Genomic DNA, 21,259 nt, shown 5'->3' on the forward strand with positions numbered 1-21,259 from the left:
CTCCAATCGTTATGGACTTGTTTGTACAAAATTACCACCCTTGTCATAGTAGCCATAGACAATTTCTGGTCCATCTTCTTGCTTTGTTTCCTCTGGTGTTGAAGGTTTCACGTCAGGCAAGCCATTGCCATCTAAATCCACTTCTAAATCAGGATCAGATGCACCTGCGCCTACATTTTGAGTAGGTGTTGTGATCGTAACGGGCGCCTGCGAAGAACGCGTAACAATTCGATTTTGAGGTGCATAATAATCCCTACTGATGAATTGTTCTTCTGTTGCTCCGTTCTCTACAATGGAACGATAAACCTCCACTCTTGAACCCTCTTTACCCTCTTGTTCCACTCGTTCTTGTCCAGCCTTTAAATCCTCCGAATAGCGATAAATAATGCGTGGCTTCACAATTTTATCCTTGCTAACACGTACTGTTATGTCCTTGTTTTTCGCGGCTGCAAAAACTTCTATCTTTAATTGATTACCCTCTATAGATGCTTTCAGTTTACCGAGCTGTTCAGACCGATTAATAAATTGTAAGTCCTTTGCTAATGCTGCATTGATATCTGCCTCAATCCCCTGCTGTAAATAGCTTGGATTTACTTCCTGCGAATGTCTTTCAAGAATTTCGTAATCCGTTTGAAGAATTACACTATATAGCATTGATGCCACAAAATCTAAACCTGCATCATTGACAACCCCAGCCTGTTCTCCTAAGAGTGAAAGCAACGAGATGGATTGATTTGGAACTAGATTTACATCATTTAATAACGGAATGATTTTCGCTACTCCTTGACTATTTGCTGGTAGCTCGGCAATCTGAAAGGCAATCCTTTCCCCGGTTTGCATGGAACCTTCATTGATAACGGCTTCGACCTTATGCTCCTTCAAATAGCTGGCTTGTAAGATTAGTTTCTGGAGTGTTTTATCTGTATCCCAAACACCTGCTTCATCTATTTGCTGCGTAATCGCTTCATTGACGGTAACAGGAATGGGAATATGAACTACTTTTTCTTTTTGCCAAAAAGCATACCAAGGCTTTTTTGTTAGCATTTCAAACTGAGAAATCGCTGTAGCTATATCAAAATTAAATTGTTTCGGGTCAATGGTTCTAGAAATTCCATCACTAACAATTTCTACTTCCGAGCCTTGCCATTCTGAGATTGCATTTTGTAGCGTAGTTGCTAAATCTGCTGTTTTCACATCATTGATCTCCATCCCTCCAATGGTTGAAGATTTGGGATCTTCTTTAGCAAAAACTGTGTCTTTTAGCACAAATGATGGAACAAAAAATCCCACAATTAGAACAATTACCAAAAACAAGCTAATTATTTTTATGTATATTTTCATCCACATCATCCTTTATTTAACTTAGTGGTTTTTCTATTTATATACAAATGATACTACAACTATGGTATTCTGACACTACCAAAATGCAACTTTGTTCCGATTTAATTTTAAAAAAACCTTAACAATTTCAAAAAAATTTAAGAAATTAGTTCATTCGAAGTACAACATATTAAAAATTCCATAGATATAGAGTAATAATTTCGTTATAATATCCATAACAGTAATAATTATCTACATTGAGTTAACTGCCCCTTAGGATAGTTAACTCAATGTAGATAATTATCGGGGAACATATAAAAAATTATTACTATTAGATGTTAATTCAAGTTATAAAAACATTTAAACACTATTACCTAATCACTCATAGAATGGAAGTGAACCTTTATGATTGTTAAGGACAATCAAACCGGAATTACACTTGTAGAAGTTATTGCCTCTATTGTTATTATTACTATTATCCTCACAAGCTTTTTATCTTTTTTTATAAGTACAGCTAAAACTACTAGTACATCAAATGATATTTTTGATGCTACTTATTATGCTCAAAAAGAGATGGAACATATTTATCAACTTTCTCAAACTACTAAATACGATGATAGAGTCTCAGAAATTACACATATTCCTCCAGATACTAAAGAAGAGAACAAGAAATATTATTATCAAGGCTCAAATACAAGCTTTGAGAAATTAGGGAATTTAGAAGCAGATCCGAACAATCAATATTACTACTCCTTAACATGTATTCCAAAATCGTATACCTTAACAACGATTGTTATTAAGGTATACGACAAAAAAGGAGGCGTTCTAAAAGCTCAAATGGAGAATGCTTTGGAATGGAGGGATAATAAATGGAACGTTCCAACCAAGCAGGAATAACACTTATTGAAACAGTTGCTGTAACCGTTATCATAGCAATAGTAAGCTTATTAATTTATTCCATTATCCATCAAAGTCAAACAAACTTTCATGAGCAAAACAATATAAATAAAGACATTAATGACGCTGCTTATGCTTTAAAGGTAATAACAAAAGAAATACGAAAAAATCCAACTAAAGTATCTATGGACTCGTTATCTGAATCTGAATTAACTATTAATAAAGGTGTTACAGGGAAGGAATTACACTTTGTTTTTGACAAGGATAAAAAAACTATAAATAAAAATAACGTTATTTTCGCTACAGGTATTCAAGATTTCAAAATCACGCTTAAAGAACAGATCGTTACCATTAAAATTACTAGTGAACATGGTAAAACGATATCAACAGAGTTGTATCTCAGAAGGGTAGGAACATAATGAAACGTAAATATTTACAAAAAAATAGCCATGGTTACACTTTTATGATTGCCCTCTTTGTTATCGTTTTGATTGCTGTACTTGGACTTGGACTAATGTTAACAACATCAAATACATTAAATATTACTAAACACGAGCGAAACGATCAGTCAATTTTTTATATTGCGGAGGCTGGGTTAAACGTAGAAAAGAAAGCTGTCTATACCCTTGTAAATAACGCTTATGATTTTACAAGAAACAAGCACAAGCAAACAAAAAAAGAAGATAGAGATAAAATTGATTTTGTCAGAATATTTATTGAACAAATAAATGACGGCTTACCTGATCAGCCTGTTTCTAATAGCAGCTTCGAACCTCAATTTAATCATCAGCCAGAAGCTTGTGTTAGAGTGACAATGGAAAGTGAATCGCCTTTAGCCATTAAAATTGAATCTACGGGATTCTTAAACTCTTCCGAAAAACCCATAGAAATTGATAAAGAATGTACAGAACGGATTTCCAAACATCATCGTGTGGTGGAACAAATCCTTGAAGTAGATGTAAATTTAAAGTTTTTAACTGATACTGATAATGGTGATGGAGATAAACCTGTTTTTGAATTACCAAACCTTGCTGTACAAACATCTGGGGATATTTCCTTAATTGGAAGCGCAGCAATCTATGGTAGCGTAGCAACAAGTAACGGATCTGTATTTCTTAATAACGGAAATGGAAACATTACAGAAAAAATAGGAGTAGATGCTAATAAGCTTTATACACCTGATTGGGGACCAGGTCCAAATAAATGGACAACAATTAAGAATAATGTTGTCCCTGTTAAAGTAACTGAAATTCCATTACCGCCATTTCCCATTGACGAATTCAATTCTTCATCAGCATTACCTGAACCCGCACCATTAAATATGAGAAACAAACAAATCATTTCAAATGGAAATTTCACTTTAGTAGATGGATCTAAGGATGGGAATAAAAGCAATGTTTATCCCTTAAACTTTACTCAGGAAATAAAGTTTAAATCCTTTAAAGTTTCAAACGACAATCTGCTTGAGTTAAATATAGGTAGCAACAATGTCAATTTATTTGTTGACACATTTACACTGGCGCAAGGACATTTAAATATTGTAGGAAGTGGTACTTTAAATATTTTCGTTAAAAACTCATTAGAAATAACAAATGGCAGTAAAGTAAATTTAACTGGTAATACTAATCAACTTAATTTTTATTATGCTGGAAGTAACCCAATAAATTTAACAAATAGTGATGTTAAGATAAACGGCTCCCTAAATGTGCAATCAGCTAACCTTAGTTTAGGAGGCAGTCTTGGCTTTCAAGGTAATATTATTTCAGGTGGCTCGGAAATTGTAATTAACGGCCATTCTAATTCAAATTCACAATTTATACTTGCTCCCAATGCTAATGTAATTGTGGGTAATAGTGGATCAATTAAAGGTGTTATTATAGGAAAAAGCTTGAGTGGCTCAGGTAATGCAAAAATTTATTATAATGATGATTTCGTTGTACCTCCGCCTTTCCCACCTTCTACCTCAAAACCTGATTACAGTGATCCTGAACATTTAATAACTGAAGAAAGTATGGTTGAAAAATAAAAATATAGAGGTTGGGACAAAAGTGTTTCAGCCAACAAAAAACCGAACTCTCCACTAAAACGCTTACGAAATGTTTCGGAATAGTTCGGTTTTTCTAGTTATCATGTTTTGTTAATTTAGATATTATACGACATTATGAAGGTCCCAGTCTCATTTTATACTCTATTTCCTCAACAACCTACCCGACAACAGCATGCCAATACCACCAATGGTAATAAATAGAACAGCTCTAATTAATAAATCAAGGGCAGATAAGTCAAAGAAAATGAGCTTAATAAATGCGATAACTAAAATAATAAAGCCTGTTGTGCGCAATGTTTTTAAATGATGTGTGGAACTAATCCATAGTGAAACACTGGCTGTTAAGAATAATGTAATAGTTGTAAGGGCGATGCTCAGCTTCCAATCGAGGGCGTTGTTATATGTGAACTGATGGATTAGCCCCCATATGGAAATCATCGTGAGCACGATACCACCGCTTACAATGGCGTCTACATATTTCCCTAGACGCTCCTCGTACAATCGATAAATAATTCCTTTTACAAGCACATCCGCGACAATCGCTACAATCACTGCTATATAAATTAATCTTGTAATACTGTTTAAGCTTTCTAACATTGACACTCTAGTGCTGATCATCAAGGAGACTAGTAGGAAAAATGCGCCAAGTACTGGCGTTAAAGCGCGTCCTTTGTAAGTTTCCTCTACAAATAGAGAGCCAGTAAATAAGGCAGCTAATGCGATACACATCATATATGGCATGCCATTTGTTGCTGCAAAATATACGGTATCTAGCTTGCCAATATAGGCTAAGAAATAGCCAGCTGTGACCACTGCTAAAATATCGATTACATATAAATCCTTCATGACCTTTTCAAAAGGTGTGAGTGTCTCTTTTGGACGTCTTGCATATAAGTAAATAATGATGAAATAGATGACTGGCATAAATAAGCTTAAATGATCGATACTGAAAAATGGACTTGGTTCATGGAAAACAAAGTTTAGTGTAAATGTCATCACAAGGGAAAGTGAAGTAACAACCTTCATTATACTTGCACGTATTCGTAAGCTCATCATCACGCCTGCAAATGCAATCAAAGGATACAATAAATCATCCACTTTATTCGGAATATTCAATAGCAGTATCATATTACAGAAGGATATAAACACGAGTGTCACAGCACTATCCACTACTTCCTGCCATTTTTGGCGATAGCTATAAAACGCTACAGCGCCCAATAAAACCATTAAGATAAGAAGTAGCATTTCTCCATTTTCAAGAGAACGGATAATCAGGTTCAGCAGTAATAAACTAAATGAGCCTAAAGAAAATTGGAGTCCGATGTGAAGTGGCTTCCATTTGGATTGAGCGTTATAGAGTAAACACCATATGGCATAAAAGATTGCTAGAATCACAAGTAAGCCAAGTGCAAAAACTACTTGCTGATCACTATTCATAAATGCTACAACACTCACTGCTAGCACTGAAAAGAATGTGGCAATATAAAGGGCTAGCTTTTGCTTGTGCTGGTAAATAACTAATTGCAATGCAGCAAACAATACGACCACAAATAATAAAATAATGACAGCACTAAAATCCATATATTCTAGTAAGTAAGGTAGTAATAATGATGTAAAGGCAACAAAAACAGTTAGTGCTTCATTTTTCTTTAAATAGCTAATGGCAATACCATAGCCAATATAAAGTAGCGTAATGCCTAGTGCTAGAATAAGACCAATGATTTCATATAATATGGCACTCGCTGCGGTTGTTAAAATACCGACAATAAATGCCCCACCATATAAAGAAATCGTTATAGCCGATGAGCCTACTTTCCTACGCTCTAGTCCATAGGCAATAACCGCCAATCCTACCGATAGTACATAGGCAAGGATGATTTTTACGCCATCCGATAAATAGCCATAGTCACTGACAAGTTTTAGACCCCAAAGTACGCCCATTACTAAAATAACCATGAATACTTTTGGAAGTGCCCACATAACACGTTCCTCCATCGATGGCTGTGGTTGCACTTCTTTTTCCGCTACTTTAGTCGGGATAGGCTTCGACTCCAGTACTGGTTTTGGTTTAATTGGTTCTGATTGCTTGATCATCGACTGTCTGGCATCAAGAGTATTCATTTTTTCAGTGCTTTGCGAACCTTTTAATACTGACAACTCCTGACGTAAATCTGCCATTTCCTCCTCGAGCTTCGCAATTCTGCGCTCCAATTCAAGGGACATTCAATCATCCTCCCCACTTTATCAATTTTCTAACATTATAACATATTTATCCTTATTGTAAAATTACACTTTTTGTTTATTTTATCTCGGTCTCCGATACATTAAGGCACGTTCACTATCACTGGTGCCCCGTGTGGTTGGATCAACAATGACCCCCATTAACACAAGAATGGATAAAACTGTATTTAATATAGATGACATTTGCTCACTCATCACACCTGTAAAATCATAGCCAAAAATTGCAGCCACTTGTTGTGCGAGTAAGAGCAACAATGAAAATAGCCCTAGTAGAAATGGAATATGTTGAAGACGAACCTTCCAATTAATTCTCATAAAAGCTCACCTCCCCCCCTCTTGCCACAGTATATGCATAGTGGTTATGTGACACATATGCAAAAATGGAACTCTTGCCAAGTTACTAGGATTTTTTGATAATATTTTGCGATGCAAGCTATTTTCAAAAAATAGAAGGCATGGGGAGGTTTATCATGAGTAACATATTCATATATTTTGTAAGGTTGCCTCGATTTCGAGAAGAATAATGGAAAAGGAGTAAGTGAAACGTCCCTACCAATACCAGCTACCTTCCCATTTTTTATGGTGTCAAAAAATTTTCTACCGTTGATATTACCTTTTTTAACAACATGAAAAATGCCAAGTCTATTTAAGACTTGGCATTTTAGTTAGAAGAGTAGATGACCAACCAATGCTGCAATTGGAAGAGAAATAAGCGTACGTAGGATAAATAAGACGACTAAATCCAAAAACTTCAATGGAATTTTTGTACCTAAAATAAGTCCACCTACCTCAGACATATAGATCAGTTGTGACACAGAAACAACGGCAATAACAAATCTAGTAACATCCGATTCAATCCCTGCACCTAAAATAGAAGGTAGAAACATATCGGCAAAGCCTACGACCATTGTTTGTGCTGCTTCAGCCGCTTCAGGTAAGCCAAGGACGGTTAAAATTGGCTCGAACGGTTTTCCTAAAATCGCAAAAATACTTGTAAATTCAGCAAGCATTAAGGCAATTGTCCCAAAAGCCATAACGATAGGGGCCACACCCACCCATAAATCAATTACATTTCTAGAGCCGTCTTTGAAAAATTGTCGAGGATCACGATTTGCATGCGCAACAGCAAGTGCATTTTCTAAGCCATGTGAGACAGAATTATAGCCCTCAGGTAATTTCTCACGTGAATAATCTACTGGTGTCCCATCTATATACGTATCCTCCTTTTTCGCAAGTGGATAGATTCGAGGCATAATAATGGCTAATACAATTCCACAAAGTACTACTGTCAAATAATAAGGAATAAAATAGCGTGCCAAATGGACAGTATCCAATACAACGATACAGAATGTGATGGACACTACTGAGAAACTTGTGGCAATAATCGCAGCTTCTTTTTTTGTGTAGTTCCCCATCTCATATTGTTTACTGGTCATTAACACACCTATTGTGCCATCACCAACCCATGACGTAAGAGCATCGATTGAAGAACGACCTGGACTTTTAAATAGTGGCCGCATAATTTTCACCATCATTGTCCCGAAAAATTCAAGTAAGCCGAAGTTTGTTAAAAATGGTAAAAGGAAACCCGCAAACAAAAAAATGGTAAATAAAAACGTCACAAGTCCCTCATTTGGATCCATGAGGAGTCCACCCGTATTTTCATTATTGATGGCAGAAGGTCCAAAATTGAAGACTACCATTGAAGCAAAGGCTAAACCGATAAAACGCGTAATTGTCCAAAACCAATTCACATAAAACAATGTATCTAAAATACGAGGTTCTTTAGCATTTTTACGAGGTATAAACTTCGCTATAAGTGCACCAATTGCGGAGATGGCAAACATTATAATTGTAAAATAACTAATGACTGGAGCCACAATCCCTGCTAAAACATTAGCTAATATGGCAATGGGTACTTTCCAGCCCTCTTCCGTTAAAATGGGGGTCATAAATAGAAAGATACCAATTAAAGACGGAATAATGAAGTAAAAATATGTAGCAACAGAATACTTTTTCATTTTTTTTATAAAACCTCATCTCTTTTAATCTCAATAATTTATGTATTTTGCATTCCAACAATTAAAATAGTGTTTATTTAAAGCATTTATTTATCAATCGCTGTACTACTATGTAGTTTTCATTCAATATCTCATCCCTCCTTCTGTTATAGAACGTTTTTAAAAACTTTGAAGTTTGAGCATTAAACAGAAAAATACTCAAATTATTCATGTTTTTATAACATAAACCTGTTATAAAACTATTGTAAACTCTACAATACATTTGGTTCAACCTCACAATATTCTGAATATTTATACATCCATAAATATATAAAAAGCCTAACTTCTAAATTAGAAATTAGACTCCTTGAATTAGCCGGTAATTCTATTATGCTTTAGCGATTATTTAGTTGTTTTACTGGACCTTTAGTGATTTCAGTCAGTTTTGAATTGATAGCAAAGATTTTTGCGTTGATAGTAGTGATTCCAAATTCAGCTAGCCTTTTTGAATGCATTTCTATATATTGTTCAGCTGTGCGTTTCGATTCGAATAGATAGATTCCGCCTGCTTCATTTGTTTCAGGGCTCTCTGTCCAAATTTTCCAAAAAAGTCCTTCCTCTTCCTGAATACTTTTTGCTAAATCAGAAAACGCTCCTGCCATCTCATCACCAAATGGTCCATCCATTTTAAAATCTACCTGTAATACGTACGTCATTGCCATTCTCCTCATTATTTAGTAGTAATATAACATTCACCGAGTATTTCCTTCATTTCATATTGATCTGAGGAAAGCTCTTTTTTCACATAAGATGTAATCTCTGACTTTTCCAGATCATACATGACTTCCATTTCTTTCGAAAATAGAAGCTTTTCTTTTTCAAGCAAGCTTAAAAGAGATGGCTGTTGTTTTGGTTGCAGCTCTTCAAAATTGAGAACCTGCTTTAGTCCTTCCACATAGTTTACAAATGGACGCCCACCAACAATTTTCAGCCCTTTATTATCCTCATTCATCATAATAATAGTTGGGAATCCTCTTACGCCTAAATTTCTTGCAAGGTCAAAATCTTCATTTAATAACTGTTGCCCGTTTGTTTGTTCTGATTCGTTTACAATAGCCGCTCCATCAAGCCCCAATTTATTTACAATGTCAATCATCACGGATTTATCAGCAATATTTTGATTAAATACAAATAGCGCTTCTCTTGCTCGACGCAAATATTCAAATGCTCTAGCATCATGATGATTTTTTTGAATTACTTTAAATACACGAGACGGTGGATAGGATGATTGCACTGGATTGTTCATCATCACTGTTCCATCTATTGGCATACGATAATATTCTCCAACTTCTCTCCAGTGTCCTACAACATCCGCAGGTCCTGATATTCCATTTGCAGGGTCTACTGGACCATCACCCCATTTTTCTAGTAGCCCTCCCATAATCGTATGAAAGTTAAAATAGTGTCCATACTGCTCGATAAAACGTCGAAGAACGGGTTCGAGTGCCCAACAATGAGAACATATTGGATCAGTTACATAGTATACTTCAATGGATTTCTTTGGTTGATTAAAATCAATCATCCCCAATTCATCCTCGTCAGCTACTCCACATATACCTGTCTCTAAATCACAAAGCATTGGATGATTCTTCAATTGACTATCCCCTTTTCTTCTTTTTAAGAATAAGTATATAACTCTCTTATTTGCCTTACAGTTGTATTTTATTCATAATAAAATCATCAATAAACCAATAATCTATTTGAATTGTTGTTTATACAACACTTTGAAGAAATTGTTTAAAAAGGAGTGTAAGTAATGACCTCATCTAAGACAGATCTTCGTGTTATACGGACTCGTAAATTAATCATGGATGCTTTCATTGCACTTTCTAGTAAAAAAGAATTTAAGGATATAACGGTTAAGGATATTACGACAGAGGCCATGATTAATCGTGCGACTTTTTATTATCACTTTGAAGATATATATGATTTATTAGAGAAGGTACTATCAGAAGTATTATTAATTAATTTGAATGATGACTTTCTACATCATAACGAACTAAATGAAGGAGCTTTCCTTATTCTCTTTAAAGCGATAACTAATTTTCAAAAGTCATTGTCTAATCGTTGTCATAGAGGCTATGAAGAGACAATTGCTCGTATTATTAGAGAGCAGCTTGAAATTATCTTTTACAAAATGTTAGTGAAACAAAATGCAGCGTCAGAGAACGGAGCGCTAAAAATGACTGCTGTAATATTAAGCTGGGGAATCTATGGCGCTTCTATAGAATGGAGAACTAGCAATCAAGAGATGCAGCCCGAGGAATTTATCAAACCTGTTATTCCTTATTTATTGGCAGGTATTGATGGTCAACATAAAAATGAGTAAACACTTATGAAATCATTTAAGTGTTTACTCACTTTTGGTGGAAGAAATTTTGTTGTTATGGTCATCTTTTTATTTTTGGACAAGAGATACAATAATCATTTGCTTCATCAGAGGTATGATAATAGAAACAACATGTTTTTCTCAAGCGTACAGGTTGCTCCGATTCCATAATTGTCACTTTAGGACCACAATAGTCCGTCAAAGGATTTTTCCTTTCTCCAAAAATGGAGCCTGGTGCTAGGTTTACAATATAGTGATAATCCTCTTGTATACGAGCCTTTTCTTGCACACTGGCCCCTTCCCCTAATTTCGTTTCATAGAGCCAATTCACATAAATAGCTGTGTTTTCCCATAAGATTGCTTTTGGAATTTTACTTATTTTCGCTAATGACTGCCAAACTTTCGCTAAATTATTCGCAAAGATTTCTCTAAGAATCTCATCACGCCATTTTTCACGGTCTTTAGTAGGTATCGACACTGTGCGATCGATTAGCCGAATAGTAGGAAGCCAAGGTTTTGTATATTCCGCTTCTACCCACAAATTTTCAATTCTGCAATGTAGTCCTTTATCGTATCTGGACATAGCATAGAATGCTGAAGCCATCGTTAAGACGCTATAGCGCTTCGCAAATAATGATGCCGTAACTAGAATAGAGGGCGATTGAAAGAAATGGGCAATTTTTTGTAAATAATCTAGAGCTTGAGCATTGTCCAATAAATTTTTGGCATATAAAGAGTAAGTAGCATCCACTGCTGGCTCTATCGTCAATCGATAGTCTCTTAGTAGCACTGATGATTCTTCTGCTGACAGTGTTAGACTCAACTGATCCCTACCTCCTCAAATTCCACTGTTTGAACTGTTCGCCCCTTGCCTGGCGTACCAAATAGCGGGTCTTTAATGGTACAGTCCATGCGAAAAACAGCCTGGACCATATCTCTGCTGTCACCGCTTGTCTTGAGCATAACCTGTTTATTACGCACCATCCCAATATGAAAGAAATAATCGATAACGATAATCATTATTAATTAAAGAGTATACTTTACGATTGTTTTATTGACAATATTTAATTTTAAAAAACATACTTTTATAAGAAATTATTTTTAAACTTATGGATGGTGTTGAAACGGAAGTCACCCCTTCGCCCTGCAAAATTGCTTTTTCTGTCGTTGATATCATCTTTTCAACAATTTGTCATGCTTCCATTTCACTCAAAGACGTAGGCAAGTTGATGATCGATTTTCTACTATTTTAGTTACCTGTTAGATTTACCTATGCATTAATAGGCAAATAAATAGACCCTATCAACGTATATCTCATATCTTAATAATGAACCACAACTTATCAAAACAGGAGGTAATAACATGTTTCAACGAAGACGCCATCCGGCAAAGGGTCCACACTGCTGTCCACCACAAATGATGCCAATGCAATATGATCCACCACAATTTTTACCACCAGAGCAATATGTACGCACAAATTATATCCATACAGTTGTTCCACACGTACAACCTGCACATGTCACTACAGTGAACAAACATATGATTGATCATCAGTACTATTTCCCATGCACAGAATCTGTCGTAAATGAATGCTGTGAAACACATACTATGTGCGGTATGCCACCTAACCCTTGCCATATGCCACACCATCATAAACATATGCGCTAATACTAAAATAACGATGGGGTTGTCACATGACCCCACCGTTCCTAATATATTCATAAAAAAACCGAGTACCTTTTATCAGGCACTCGGTATCTTTATGATTAATACATTTTTAAATATTGATCGCGTTCCCATTGATGTACTGTTGTACGATACATATCGAACTCGATTTCTTTTGCTTCTTTAAAGTTTGCATAAATATGCTCACCTAATGCTTCCTGTGCTACTTTATCTTTAGCAAGTAATGTTAATGCATCATCAAGTGCCGCAGGTAGGTTTTCAATACCATTTGCTTGACGCTCTTCTTCCGACATCACATAGATGTTGCGGTTAATAGCAGCAGGTGGTGTTAGCCCCTGACGAATACCTTCAAGACCTGCTTCTAAAATAACAGCCATCGCTAAATATGGGTTTGCAGAAGGGTCTACAGAGCGTACTTCAACACGAGTTGAAAGTCCACGTGCAGATGGTATACGAATTAATGGTGAACGGTTTTGTGCAGACCATGCAACATAACATGGTGCTTCATAACCTGGTACTAGACGTTTATAAGAGTTAACTGTTGGATTTGTTACAGCTGTGAAACCTTGTACGTGTGCAAGAACACCTGCCATGAATTGCATAGCTGTGTCAGAAAGACCTAATTCTGTAGATTCATCATAGAACGCATTTTCTTTGCCTTTAAATAGTGACACGTTAAAGTGCATACCAGAGCCTGCTTCACCAAATAGTGGTTTAGGCATAAATGTAGCGTGTAAGCCATGTTTACGAGCGATTGTTTTAACAACCAATTTGAATGTTTGGATGTTATCACACGCAGTAACAGCATCAGCATATTTAAAGTCGATTTCGTGTTGTCCTGGAGCTACCTCATGGTGTGATGCTTCAATTTCAAAGCCCATTTCTTCTAGCTCTAATACGATATCACGACGGCAGTTTTCACCAAGATCTGTTGGCGCTAAGTCGAAATAACCACCATGGTCATTTACTTCTAACGTTGGCTCTCCTTTTGCATCCAATTTGAATAAGAAGAATTCTGGCTCAGGCCCTAAATTGAAGCTTGAGAAGCCCATTTCTTCCATTTTTCTAAGAATACGTTTTAGGTTGTTACGTGGGTCACCAGCAAACGGTTCGCCTTTCGCAGTGTATACATCACAGATAAAACGTGCTACTTTCCCTTTTTCAGAAGTCCAAGGGAAAACTACGAAAGTATCAAGATCAGGATATAAATACATATCAGATTCTTCGATTCGAACGAAGCCTTCAATAGATGAGCCATCAAACATCATTTTATTTTCAAGTGCTTTGTCTAATTGACTTACAGGAATCTCAACATTTTTGATTGTGCCAAGAATATCTGTAAATTGTAAACGAATAAAGCTTACGTTTTTTTCTTCGATGAGACGTTTAATGTCCTCTTTTGTGTATTTACCCACAGTTTTCCACACTCCTATAATTTGTCTAGCTTTTATGTTTACCCTACCCTATTTATTAATAGAATCGAGATAAATCCCCACGTCGGATGGATGATTTTTGCATGCGCTGTGCTTGACGCATTTCTTCGCGCATAATTTGGCGTAATTCTGAATCACTTAAATCTTGTTCATCAGTTGTAGCAACAGGATTTTTCTTTTTAGCAAATATTTTTTTAATCTTCGCCATATTCATACCCTGTTCTAAGTAGTCTTTAACCTCAAGCAATGTATCGACATCATTTAGTGAAAACATACGTCGATTGCCTTCTGTTCGGTGCGGCTCAATTAAATGGTGTTCTTCATAATAACGAATTTGTCTTGCCGAAAGCTCTGTTAATTGCATCACAATACTCATCGATAATAACGGCATAGTTCGTCTAATTTCACGACTCATTTAAGTCCTCCTCCAATACCCGCTTATCATATAACGAAATTTTTTTACTGTCAACCAACCATGTAAGGTAACCTAACATGGTTGGTACTATTTTTTTCAATCCGAGTGAAAATTGTAAAAAACTATTCATATTTAGGCTTTATCTATTGTCTTATTATGATTTTTGAATAGCTTGAACTGCACTGCAAATAGCAAATTTAACGTGTTCATATGTTAGTCCGCCCTGGATAAAGGCTGTATAGGGTGGTCGTATTGGGCCATCCGCTGTCAGCTCAATGCTGGACCCTTGAATAAATGTTCCAGCCGCCATGATGACATCATCTTCATAGCCTGGCATATAGGCTGGTTCAGGAGCATAATGGGCATTTATCGGTGAGTTCGCTTGTATTTCGCGACAAAAGGCTATCATTTGCTGTGCTGTTTGAAAAGATACTGATTGAATTAAATCTGTACGCTTCGCATGATAGCTCGGAGAAGTGCTCATACCGATTTCCTCTAACATTGCAGCTGTAAAAATTGCACCTTTTAATGCTTGCGATACTACATGTGGTGCCAGGAAAAACCCTTGATAAAAGTCACCTAGTGTATTTAATGTGGCTCCCGCTTCGGCACCAATACCTGGAGAAGTCATGCGATAGGCACATTTCTCCACTAGATCTGCTCGGCCAGCAATATAGCCCCCAATTTTAGCCAAGCCTCCGCCAGGATTTTTAATGAGCGAGCCTGCCATTAAATCAGCACCGACCTCTGTAGGTTCCTGTGCCTCTACGAACTCGCCATAGCAGTTATCTACAAAAATAACAGCTTCTGGAGCCAATTTACGTACCTTTGCACACATAGTAGCAATTTCTTCAATTGTAAAGGATGGACGTGTTGCATAGCCTTTTGAACGTTGAATCGCAATCATTTTGGTTTGTGCTGTAATGGCTGCTTCAACACCTGCCCAATCAATGGCCTGATTATCTAGCAAATCCACATGTTGATAACCGATTTTATAATCCTTCAGTGAACCTGTATCTTTATCACCACCATCGACAATGGATTGCAATGTATCATATGGCTGACCAGAAATATAAAGCAGCTCATCACCAGGACGCAAAACACCGAATAGACTAAGCGTGATTGCATGTGTGCCTGAAATAATTTGTGGTCGAACTATGGCTGCCTCTGCACCAAATACTTCTGCATAAACACGCTCTAGATTATCCCGTCCCTCATCATCATAGCCATAGCCGTTTGATGGATGTAAATGATAATCACTTACTTGATGCTTTCTGAACGCTGCTAGCACCTTCTGCTGATTATAAAACGCCATTTCTTCTACCTTGGCATGATAAGGCCGAACTTGCTCCTCAATTTTTGCCGCTAACGATAGCGTTTGTATTGATAAATTTGATGTAAACGTCATTCTTTCTTCTCCATTTCACAATGTCTCGCATTTCAATCAGTAACATTTATTGACTATCTAAATTGACTTCAATCACTCTAGAATTACCTAACCAACTACTGGTATATGAACGCTTTTGACGAATGTTTTCTTTATTTTAATCACATTTTATCAATTTGTATGTGCACCTGTAAAACTTGCCTATTGTTTCTAAGAGCATTTTACGCTAAGCTAATGTGCGGACTTATTTCGAGAAGCGTATTTAATGACCGTTTTTGGCTATTAAATTCATAGATTCTGTTACGTAAAATAGTCTTTTAACTTTAAAAAAGTTTATTTATTGATAGAAGGGGTGAAAGGGATGGCTTGGGAGGTTTTTAGTATCATAGGAACAATTGCCTTTGCTATTTCTGGGGCAATTATTGCCATGGAAGAAGAATACGATTTATTTGGTGTATATATACTTGGTATTGTCACTGCTTTTGGTGGAGGAGCCATTCGAAATTTACTCATCGGGCTACCTGTCACAACCCTATGGGGACAGGATATGATGTTTCAAATCGCGCTGGCTGCGATTACGATATTTTTTATTTTTCCGCATCATCTGATTCAACATTGGCATCGTTGGGGTAACTTCACAGATGCGATTGGCTTATCAGCGTTCGCTATTCAAGGCGCACTTTATGCTGTCAAGCTGGATATGCCTGTTAGTGCTGTGGTTGTAGCTGCTGTGTTAACAGGTTCAGGTGGTGGCATTGTGCGTGATTTATTAGCTAGAAGAAAACCATTAGTTCTCCGTGATGAAGTTTATGGTGTTTGGGCAGCTCTTGCTGGACTACTAATCGGCTTCGAGGTTTTTACAGGGGACATTTTCCTTTATATTTTATTCGCGGTAATTACTGCGTTACGTATTCTTTCCTATACGATGAAGTGGCGCTTGCCATTACGTAAGTTAAATCGTGCATAAATACTATTCAGCCAATGACCAAAAATTAAGTCATTGGCTGTTTTATTTTTTGGCTAATAATAATCTTTTATGGGTTTCATTCCTTATATGATTGAAGAAGACATTAACTTAGCTTATCTTTTTAACAACTGCATTGCTTCTTCTAATGTCACCATGTTTTTCATCATTGAACAAGCTGCATCTAAAATAGGAAAGGCTAAGGCTGCTCCAGAACCTTCGCCTAAACGCATATTCATGTGCAACATCGGTTCAATACCTAGTAATGCAGCGGCAATTTTTGCCCCTGGCTCCTCTGATGCATGGGAAGGAACAATATAATCGATTACTTTTGGTTCGAGCTTATAAGCAATGAGGGCAGCTATAGTCGAAATAAATCCATCAATAACCACTGGTTTACGATGAACTGCAGCCCCAAGAATAATACCTGTCATCGCCCCTATCTCTAATCCTCCTACCTTAGCCAGAACATCAATAGCATCTTTTGGATTAGGCTTATTTAAGGTAATTGCTTTTTCAATAATCGCCGCTTTATAGGCAATGCCTCCTTGGCCAACTCCTGCCCCAAACCCTGTTACTTCTATAGGGTCACATCCAGTCAGAACAGCTAATATCGCAGCACTTGGTGTTGTATTGCCAATACCCATTTCCCCTGTACCTAGTACATCAGCACCTTGTATGATTTCCTCAGTGGCCACACGGATTCCTACTTCTATCGATTGAATGGCTTCTTGTTTGGACATAGCTGGACCTTGTGCCATGTTATCTGTACCGTATTTAATTTTATGAATAATAACACCAGCATCAAGTGGAATATCTGCTTTTACCCCAACATCTACTGTGACCACCTTTGCATTGGTAATGCCCGCAATCGCACAAACGCCTGTCCCCCCCTTAGGAAAATTTAATGTTTGAAAGACTGTAACATCTTGCGGATTCGTGGTTACACCTTCCTCACATACACCATGATCTGCAGCACAAACAATCATCACCTTTTTGTCAACCGTCGGATATAATTGTCCTGTTATACCAGAGAGCTGTACGGCAAGTGATTCTAGTTTACCCAAGCTACCTGGGGGCTTACAAAGCGCATCAATCCGCTTTCTAGCTTGCTCCATACCTTTCATATCAACCCCTTGAATGTTTTCAATCGTGTCTTGTAATAATGGCATAATTATTTCTCCTCTCGTTCTCATTAAGACAAAATAAAAAGTCTGTAGTTTATTGTCATAACAAATAAACTACAGACTTTTCCATCATCTATATCTTCTAAAGCAAGTAGGCAGGTCTCCTGGCTCAAGTTCAACATCTCATAGTACCTTCCCAGCAATTCGCTAGTGGCATACACTATGAAACTTCCTTATACAGTGGCGGGTCCGCTAAAGCTTTTCACTTTATTCCCTATTCTCCCTAGTGGGCACCTATTGCTTTTATGTAATTATGTTAAATCTACTTTACAACTTTTTTAGTGTCAATAGATAAAAATTTTTTGAGTGTTAACTTAGTACCACCACCTATTCAAACAATATAGGCTTATCAAGAACCTGTCACAACAAATGAATCCCTCTCGTTCACCTGATTCCTATCAACTTCAAATATTTTATCTGCTTCATTTATTAAAGCAGGGTGATGAGTAACCAATATAACAGTCTTTTGTTTTTCTTTATTTAAATATAAAAGTAATGATTCTATATTTATTTGGTTGTCTTTATCAAGCGCAGAAGTAATCTCGTCAAACAAATAGATATCCGCATCTCTTAGAAGCGATCTTGCTATTGAAAGTCTTTGCTGTTGCCCAGTAGATAATTCAAGCCCATTATGCCCTATAAGCGTTTCAAATTTATAGTCTAACGTTTCTATATGTGAATAAATGTTAACCATTTTACAAATTTGAATTAATTCTTCGTCTGTTGCATTCGGCTTTGCTAATAACAAATTTTCCCTTATTGTCCCTGTCATTATAAAATGCTCTTGCGTTACCAAACATACCCTTTTTCTATAAACATCAATAGGAATATATCTAATATTCTGATTGGATAGAAATATTTCACCCTGATAATTAATGTATAAACCTGATAATATATTCAATAATGTCGATTTACCTGATCCGCTTTCTCCCTTAATCAATACAATTTTCTTCAAAGGTATTTGGAAATTTATATTTTCTAAAACTGGAGAAAATGCATTAGTATAGGTAAAGCTTACATTCCGTAATACTATTTTATCTTTATTAAAATGATGCGATGAATTTACATAGTCTGGTACTTCTAATTTCCTTAGCTGATATTTATTGTCTTCCATTAAGTTTTTCACTCTATTTACAGACACAATTGCTTCTTGTAAAAATGAATTTAGTTGGGAAAATCTTAAAAATGACTGACTAAAGTTATTGGCATAGGTTGTGAATGCTATTAATACTCCTAAAGTGAGGCTTCCTTTATAAATAAAGTAGGCACCTATAATAAGGATAATCAAATAACTTGTAAAGTTTATTAATTCTATTATTGATCCTGATTTTATGCTTAAACGCATTTTATCAAGAGTATTTTTGTATAATAAGGTAATTTTCTTTTGATAGTTATCTATGGCGTTTATCTCATTATTAAATATCTTAAATAATTTAAATGATGACAGTAATTCTCCCAGATAGGTTAAATAAGAATCTAAATCTTTTTTGATGGCAGTATCCATCATCCTTATTTTTTTTCCATAATATTTAAAAATGATAAGTGCTAAAGGACAAGCTATGAATAAAATACTAGCTAAAATAAAATTTAGATTGATCAATATTATTAACACAATTATTATACTGATAAAGTCTACAACAATATTTAAAAACTCTGATACTACTTCAGAAAATGCCTTTGTATCATTTTCTATTTTATTCATCAGTTCACCTTTTGCTTTTAATTGATACTCATCCATGTCCATAGCCATAATTCTTTTTATTATCTTTAATTTAATATCCATTTGTAGATAGCAAGCAAATTTCGTTAAATAATATTTTTGGATTACTTTAAAAAATAAATTAAACAGAAACAAAAAAGCCATAAACACTATAATGAGGAATGCTGAATTGAGATCTTTTACTGTTATAGAATCAATAAATTTACCAAATAAAAGGGGGTGTACTATACTTAAAATCATTGAAATACCCATCAAAATATTTACTTGAAATAATTTTGCTTTGTATGGCTTTGTATACTTAAATACCTCACCTAATATTTTCATGAAATAATACTCTATCTCCCTGATTTAGTTAAGGTTTTCTTATAACCTTTTGATATACAGATAAGCATTTTTCGGCTCTTCCTGTAATATATGTAGAAACTTTTCCATATAAGGATCTTTTTCATTACTAATGAGCAAGTTTTCTACTGACTTCTTTTTCGCCTCACTAAAGAGCATGCTTTTGTTGGTGTATATAACCTTTTGCTCGATCGTTCTTTTTAAAACCTCATAGCAATTAGTTTGTTCCTTGGTTTCCCACTGTTCGCCCATTAATATATTTATCATGTCTTCCGTAATATTATAGCCATAATTAAATTCAAAAAATTTATTAGAATACGGGCGTATTTCAATGATGTCGCCAGAACTACTAATAATATTTTCTAAACTATTGTTATCTGGAAGGCTAAAAACTCTCGTTACTTTCAGCGTGTGATACGGAATGTTGTTGACACCGAAGCTCTCCATTATTTGAGTAATGTCTTTATAAACATTCGCATAATTCTCCACTTTTTCTATACTCACACCTTTATATTGGACAGTTAGCCCGTTATATTGATAATTTTGATAAGGTTTATTTAACAGCTCCTCTTCTTTATATCCATTATAAAAATGTAAGCTTAATAGAACGAAAAGCATCATACTGGTCATAATTCCAGCAACCCACTTTTCCGTTTTATTTGTGGCCCTCCTGCTGAATAAAATCGCGCACGATATAGAACACAAACAAATGGATAAAACACCTATAACATTTAAATAATGAATGAAATCTGGATACATAAAGTTAAGAGTAGGAGCTATATATTGAATCGATTCTAGTCTATAACCATGCATTAACATTAGTAAAAAATAAATGATGACAATTAAAATTATAGACACGGCTTGATTTTTAAAAATTGTTGCCATTAAAAATGGAATGGATATAGTAAATAGCTGAAAAACAAAAACGATAAGTAGAATTTTATATATTGGTGTCTCTACATATACAAACTTTACAAAACCAACTAATAACATAATGGCAGGGGTGGTCAGAATAAAGCTAAAAACCCATTGCCATAATAAAAGCTTTCCATTTGATATTGGGGAAATCATTAAAATTTTCTCTACATGATATCTTTGATGCAAAGTTATAATTTGAATCGTTAATACACTTGAGAAAATCCCATATAAAGGAATCAATGCTTGCGCATCACTGACTGTAAAGAAGTACTGAGAGATACATAATAGAATGACGATAGCATAATAAGTCAAC

The 21,259-nt window shown here is 35.6% G+C and carries 19 protein-coding genes and 1 riboswitch; of the genes, 6 read left to right on the forward strand and 13 right to left on the reverse strand.

Annotated features, from left to right (window positions below; all coding sequences use genetic code 11):
* Window positions 1-9: 9 nt before the first annotated feature.
* On the reverse strand, window positions 10-1,341 hold the full coding sequence (locus CD31_RS19470; RefSeq protein ID WP_036080218.1) for a G5 domain-containing protein: 1,332 nt from the start codon (window positions 1,339-1,341) through the stop codon (window positions 10-12).
* 384 nt (window positions 1,342-1,725) lie between these two features.
* Between CD31_RS19470 and CD31_RS22750 the strand changes: the two genes are divergently transcribed.
* From CD31_RS22750 to CD31_RS19485, 3 genes are read left to right on the forward strand one after another with little or no spacing between them, the layout of a single operon-like run.
* Entirely contained in the window at window positions 1,726-2,217 is a 492-nt protein-coding gene (locus CD31_RS22750) for a prepilin-type N-terminal cleavage/methylation domain-containing protein (protein ID WP_052125413.1), read from the forward strand.
* Window positions 2,190-2,636, forward strand: a complete 447-nt coding sequence (locus tag CD31_RS19480) for a prepilin-type N-terminal cleavage/methylation domain-containing protein (protein ID WP_036080220.1) — start codon at window positions 2,190-2,192, stop codon at window positions 2,634-2,636. The genes CD31_RS22750 and CD31_RS19480 overlap by 28 nt, the downstream gene beginning before the upstream one ends.
* A complete protein-coding gene (locus tag CD31_RS19485) occupies window positions 2,636-4,243 on the forward strand; it encodes a head GIN domain-containing protein (protein WP_036080222.1) in 1,608 nt (535 codons plus the stop codon). The genes CD31_RS19480 and CD31_RS19485 overlap by 1 nt, the downstream gene beginning before the upstream one ends.
* Window positions 4,244-4,405: 162 nt before the next feature.
* Here CD31_RS19485 and CD31_RS19490 read toward each other — a convergent pair whose 3' ends face one another.
* From CD31_RS19490 to CD31_RS19510, 5 genes are all read right to left on the reverse strand, one after another.
* Entirely contained in the window at window positions 4,406-6,487 is a 2,082-nt protein-coding gene (locus CD31_RS19490; protein ID WP_036080223.1) for a DUF2339 domain-containing protein, read from the reverse strand.
* Between the two features lie 81 nt (window positions 6,488-6,568).
* Window positions 6,569-6,820: a phage holin gene (locus CD31_RS19495; protein WP_016991985.1), complete on the reverse strand. Its 252-nt coding sequence runs from the start codon at window positions 6,818-6,820 to the stop codon at window positions 6,569-6,571.
* 350 nt (window positions 6,821-7,170) lie between these two features.
* Complete coding sequence (locus CD31_RS19500) at window positions 7,171-8,526, reverse strand: YjiH family protein (protein ID WP_036080225.1); 1,356 nt, start codon at window positions 8,524-8,526, stop codon at window positions 7,171-7,173.
* 374 nt (window positions 8,527-8,900) lie between these two features.
* Window positions 8,901-9,221, reverse strand: coding sequence for a monooxygenase (locus CD31_RS19505; protein WP_036080227.1), 321 nt, complete (start codon window positions 9,219-9,221; stop codon window positions 8,901-8,903).
* A gap of 14 nt (window positions 9,222-9,235) precedes the next feature.
* Window positions 9,236-10,159, reverse strand: coding sequence for a DsbA family protein (locus tag CD31_RS19510; RefSeq protein WP_036080229.1), 924 nt, complete (start codon window positions 10,157-10,159; stop codon window positions 9,236-9,238).
* 162 nt (window positions 10,160-10,321) lie between these two features.
* Between CD31_RS19510 and CD31_RS19515 the strand changes: the two genes are divergently transcribed.
* Entirely contained in the window at window positions 10,322-10,894 is a 573-nt protein-coding gene (locus CD31_RS19515) for a TetR/AcrR family transcriptional regulator (RefSeq protein ID WP_036080232.1), read from the forward strand.
* A 61-nt stretch (window positions 10,895-10,955) separates the two neighbouring features.
* On the opposite strand, the gene CD31_RS19520 is transcribed toward CD31_RS19515, so the two are convergent.
* Complete coding sequence (locus CD31_RS19520; protein WP_036080234.1) at window positions 10,956-11,717, reverse strand: IucA/IucC family C-terminal-domain containing protein; 762 nt, start codon at window positions 11,715-11,717, stop codon at window positions 10,956-10,958.
* A 539-nt stretch (window positions 11,718-12,256) separates the two neighbouring features.
* Between CD31_RS19520 and CD31_RS19525 the strand changes: the two genes are divergently transcribed.
* On the forward strand, window positions 12,257-12,562 hold the full coding sequence (locus tag CD31_RS19525) for a CotD family spore coat protein (RefSeq protein ID WP_016991980.1): 306 nt from the start codon (window positions 12,257-12,259) through the stop codon (window positions 12,560-12,562).
* Window positions 12,563-12,660: 98 nt separating this feature from the next.
* Here the strand turns inward: CD31_RS19525 and glnA are convergent, their stop codons facing one another.
* The 3 genes from glnA to CD31_RS19540 form a co-directional block, all read right to left on the reverse strand.
* Window positions 12,661-13,995 (reverse strand): type I glutamate--ammonia ligase, encoded by a 1,335-nt coding sequence (glnA, locus tag CD31_RS19530; protein WP_036080236.1) that lies wholly within the window; start codon window positions 13,993-13,995, stop codon window positions 12,661-12,663.
* A gap of 55 nt (window positions 13,996-14,050) precedes the next feature.
* Window positions 14,051-14,428 carry a MerR family transcriptional regulator gene (locus tag CD31_RS19535; RefSeq protein ID WP_004225812.1) on the reverse strand — a complete coding sequence of 126 codons (378 nt, stop codon included), beginning with the start codon at window positions 14,426-14,428 and terminating at the stop codon, window positions 14,051-14,053.
* A 154-nt stretch (window positions 14,429-14,582) separates the two neighbouring features.
* Window positions 14,583-15,836, reverse strand: coding sequence for a methionine gamma-lyase family protein (locus CD31_RS19540; RefSeq protein ID WP_036080239.1), 1,254 nt, complete (start codon window positions 15,834-15,836; stop codon window positions 14,583-14,585).
* Between the two features lie 340 nt (window positions 15,837-16,176).
* Between CD31_RS19540 and CD31_RS19545 the strand changes: the two genes are divergently transcribed.
* Complete coding sequence (locus tag CD31_RS19545; protein WP_016991976.1) at window positions 16,177-16,782, forward strand: trimeric intracellular cation channel family protein; 606 nt, start codon at window positions 16,177-16,179, stop codon at window positions 16,780-16,782.
* A 113-nt stretch (window positions 16,783-16,895) separates the two neighbouring features.
* On the opposite strand, the gene cobT is transcribed toward CD31_RS19545, so the two are convergent.
* From cobT to CD31_RS19560, 3 genes are all read right to left on the reverse strand, one after another.
* Window positions 16,896-17,951, reverse strand: a complete 1,056-nt coding sequence (gene cobT, locus CD31_RS19550; protein WP_036080241.1) for a nicotinate-nucleotide--dimethylbenzimidazole phosphoribosyltransferase — start codon at window positions 17,949-17,951, stop codon at window positions 16,896-16,898.
* Window positions 17,952-18,043: 92 nt separating this feature from the next.
* A riboswitch (cobalamin riboswitch) is annotated at window positions 18,044-18,219 on the reverse strand.
* Window positions 18,220-18,315: 96 nt separating this feature from the next.
* A complete protein-coding gene (locus CD31_RS19555) occupies window positions 18,316-20,010 on the reverse strand; it encodes an ABC transporter ATP-binding protein (RefSeq protein ID WP_036080243.1) in 1,695 nt (564 codons plus the stop codon).
* 39 nt (window positions 20,011-20,049) lie between these two features.
* Entirely contained in the window at window positions 20,050-21,258 is a 1,209-nt protein-coding gene (locus tag CD31_RS19560; protein ID WP_140423001.1) for an ABC transporter A family member, read from the reverse strand.
* Window position 21,259 lies beyond the last annotated feature (1 nt).

Source organism: Lysinibacillus boronitolerans JCM 21713 = 10a = NBRC 103108, assembly GCF_000772935.1.
In the GTDB taxonomy this organism is placed as follows: domain Bacteria; phylum Bacillota; class Bacilli; order Bacillales_A; family Planococcaceae; genus Lysinibacillus; species Lysinibacillus boronitolerans.

What these genes read in the sequence shown, in the direction of transcription:
- cobT (WP_036080241.1), bottom strand. Translation starts at nt 17,951, where the DNA reads ATGCCATTATTACAAGACACGATTGAAAACATTCAAGGGGTTGATATG.
- CD31_RS19515 (WP_036080232.1), top strand. Translation starts at nt 10,322, where the DNA reads ATGACCTCATCTAAGACAGATCTTCGTGTTATACGGACTCGTAAATTA.
- CD31_RS22750 (WP_052125413.1), top strand. Translation starts at nt 1,726, where the DNA reads ATGATTGTTAAGGACAATCAAACCGGAATTACACTTGTAGAAGTTATT.
- CD31_RS19505 (WP_036080227.1), bottom strand. Translation starts at nt 9,221, where the DNA reads ATGACGTACGTATTACAGGTAGATTTTAAAATGGATGGACCATTTGGT.
- CD31_RS19500 (WP_036080225.1), bottom strand. Translation starts at nt 8,526, where the DNA reads ATGAAAAAGTATTCTGTTGCTACATATTTTTACTTCATTATTCCGTCT.
- CD31_RS19495 (WP_016991985.1), bottom strand. Translation starts at nt 6,820, where the DNA reads ATGAGAATTAATTGGAAGGTTCGTCTTCAACATATTCCATTTCTACTA.
- CD31_RS19480 (WP_036080220.1), top strand. Translation starts at nt 2,190, where the DNA reads ATGGAACGTTCCAACCAAGCAGGAATAACACTTATTGAAACAGTTGCT.
- CD31_RS19490 (WP_036080223.1), bottom strand. Translation starts at nt 6,487, where the DNA reads ATGTCCCTTGAATTGGAGCGCAGAATTGCGAAGCTCGAGGAGGAAATG.
- CD31_RS19525 (WP_016991980.1), top strand. Translation starts at nt 12,257, where the DNA reads ATGTTTCAACGAAGACGCCATCCGGCAAAGGGTCCACACTGCTGTCCA.
- CD31_RS19540 (WP_036080239.1), bottom strand. Translation starts at nt 15,836, where the DNA reads ATGACGTTTACATCAAATTTATCAATACAAACGCTATCGTTAGCGGCA.
- CD31_RS19470 (WP_036080218.1), bottom strand. Translation starts at nt 1,341, where the DNA reads ATGAAAATATACATAAAAATAATTAGCTTGTTTTTGGTAATTGTTCTA.
- CD31_RS19535 (WP_004225812.1), bottom strand. Translation starts at nt 14,428, where the DNA reads ATGAGTCGTGAAATTAGACGAACTATGCCGTTATTATCGATGAGTATT.
- CD31_RS19485 (WP_036080222.1), top strand. Translation starts at nt 2,636, where the DNA reads ATGAAACGTAAATATTTACAAAAAAATAGCCATGGTTACACTTTTATG.
- CD31_RS19555 (WP_036080243.1), bottom strand. Translation starts at nt 20,010, where the DNA reads ATGAAAATATTAGGTGAGGTATTTAAGTATACAAAGCCATACAAAGCA.
- CD31_RS19545 (WP_016991976.1), top strand. Translation starts at nt 16,177, where the DNA reads ATGGCTTGGGAGGTTTTTAGTATCATAGGAACAATTGCCTTTGCTATT.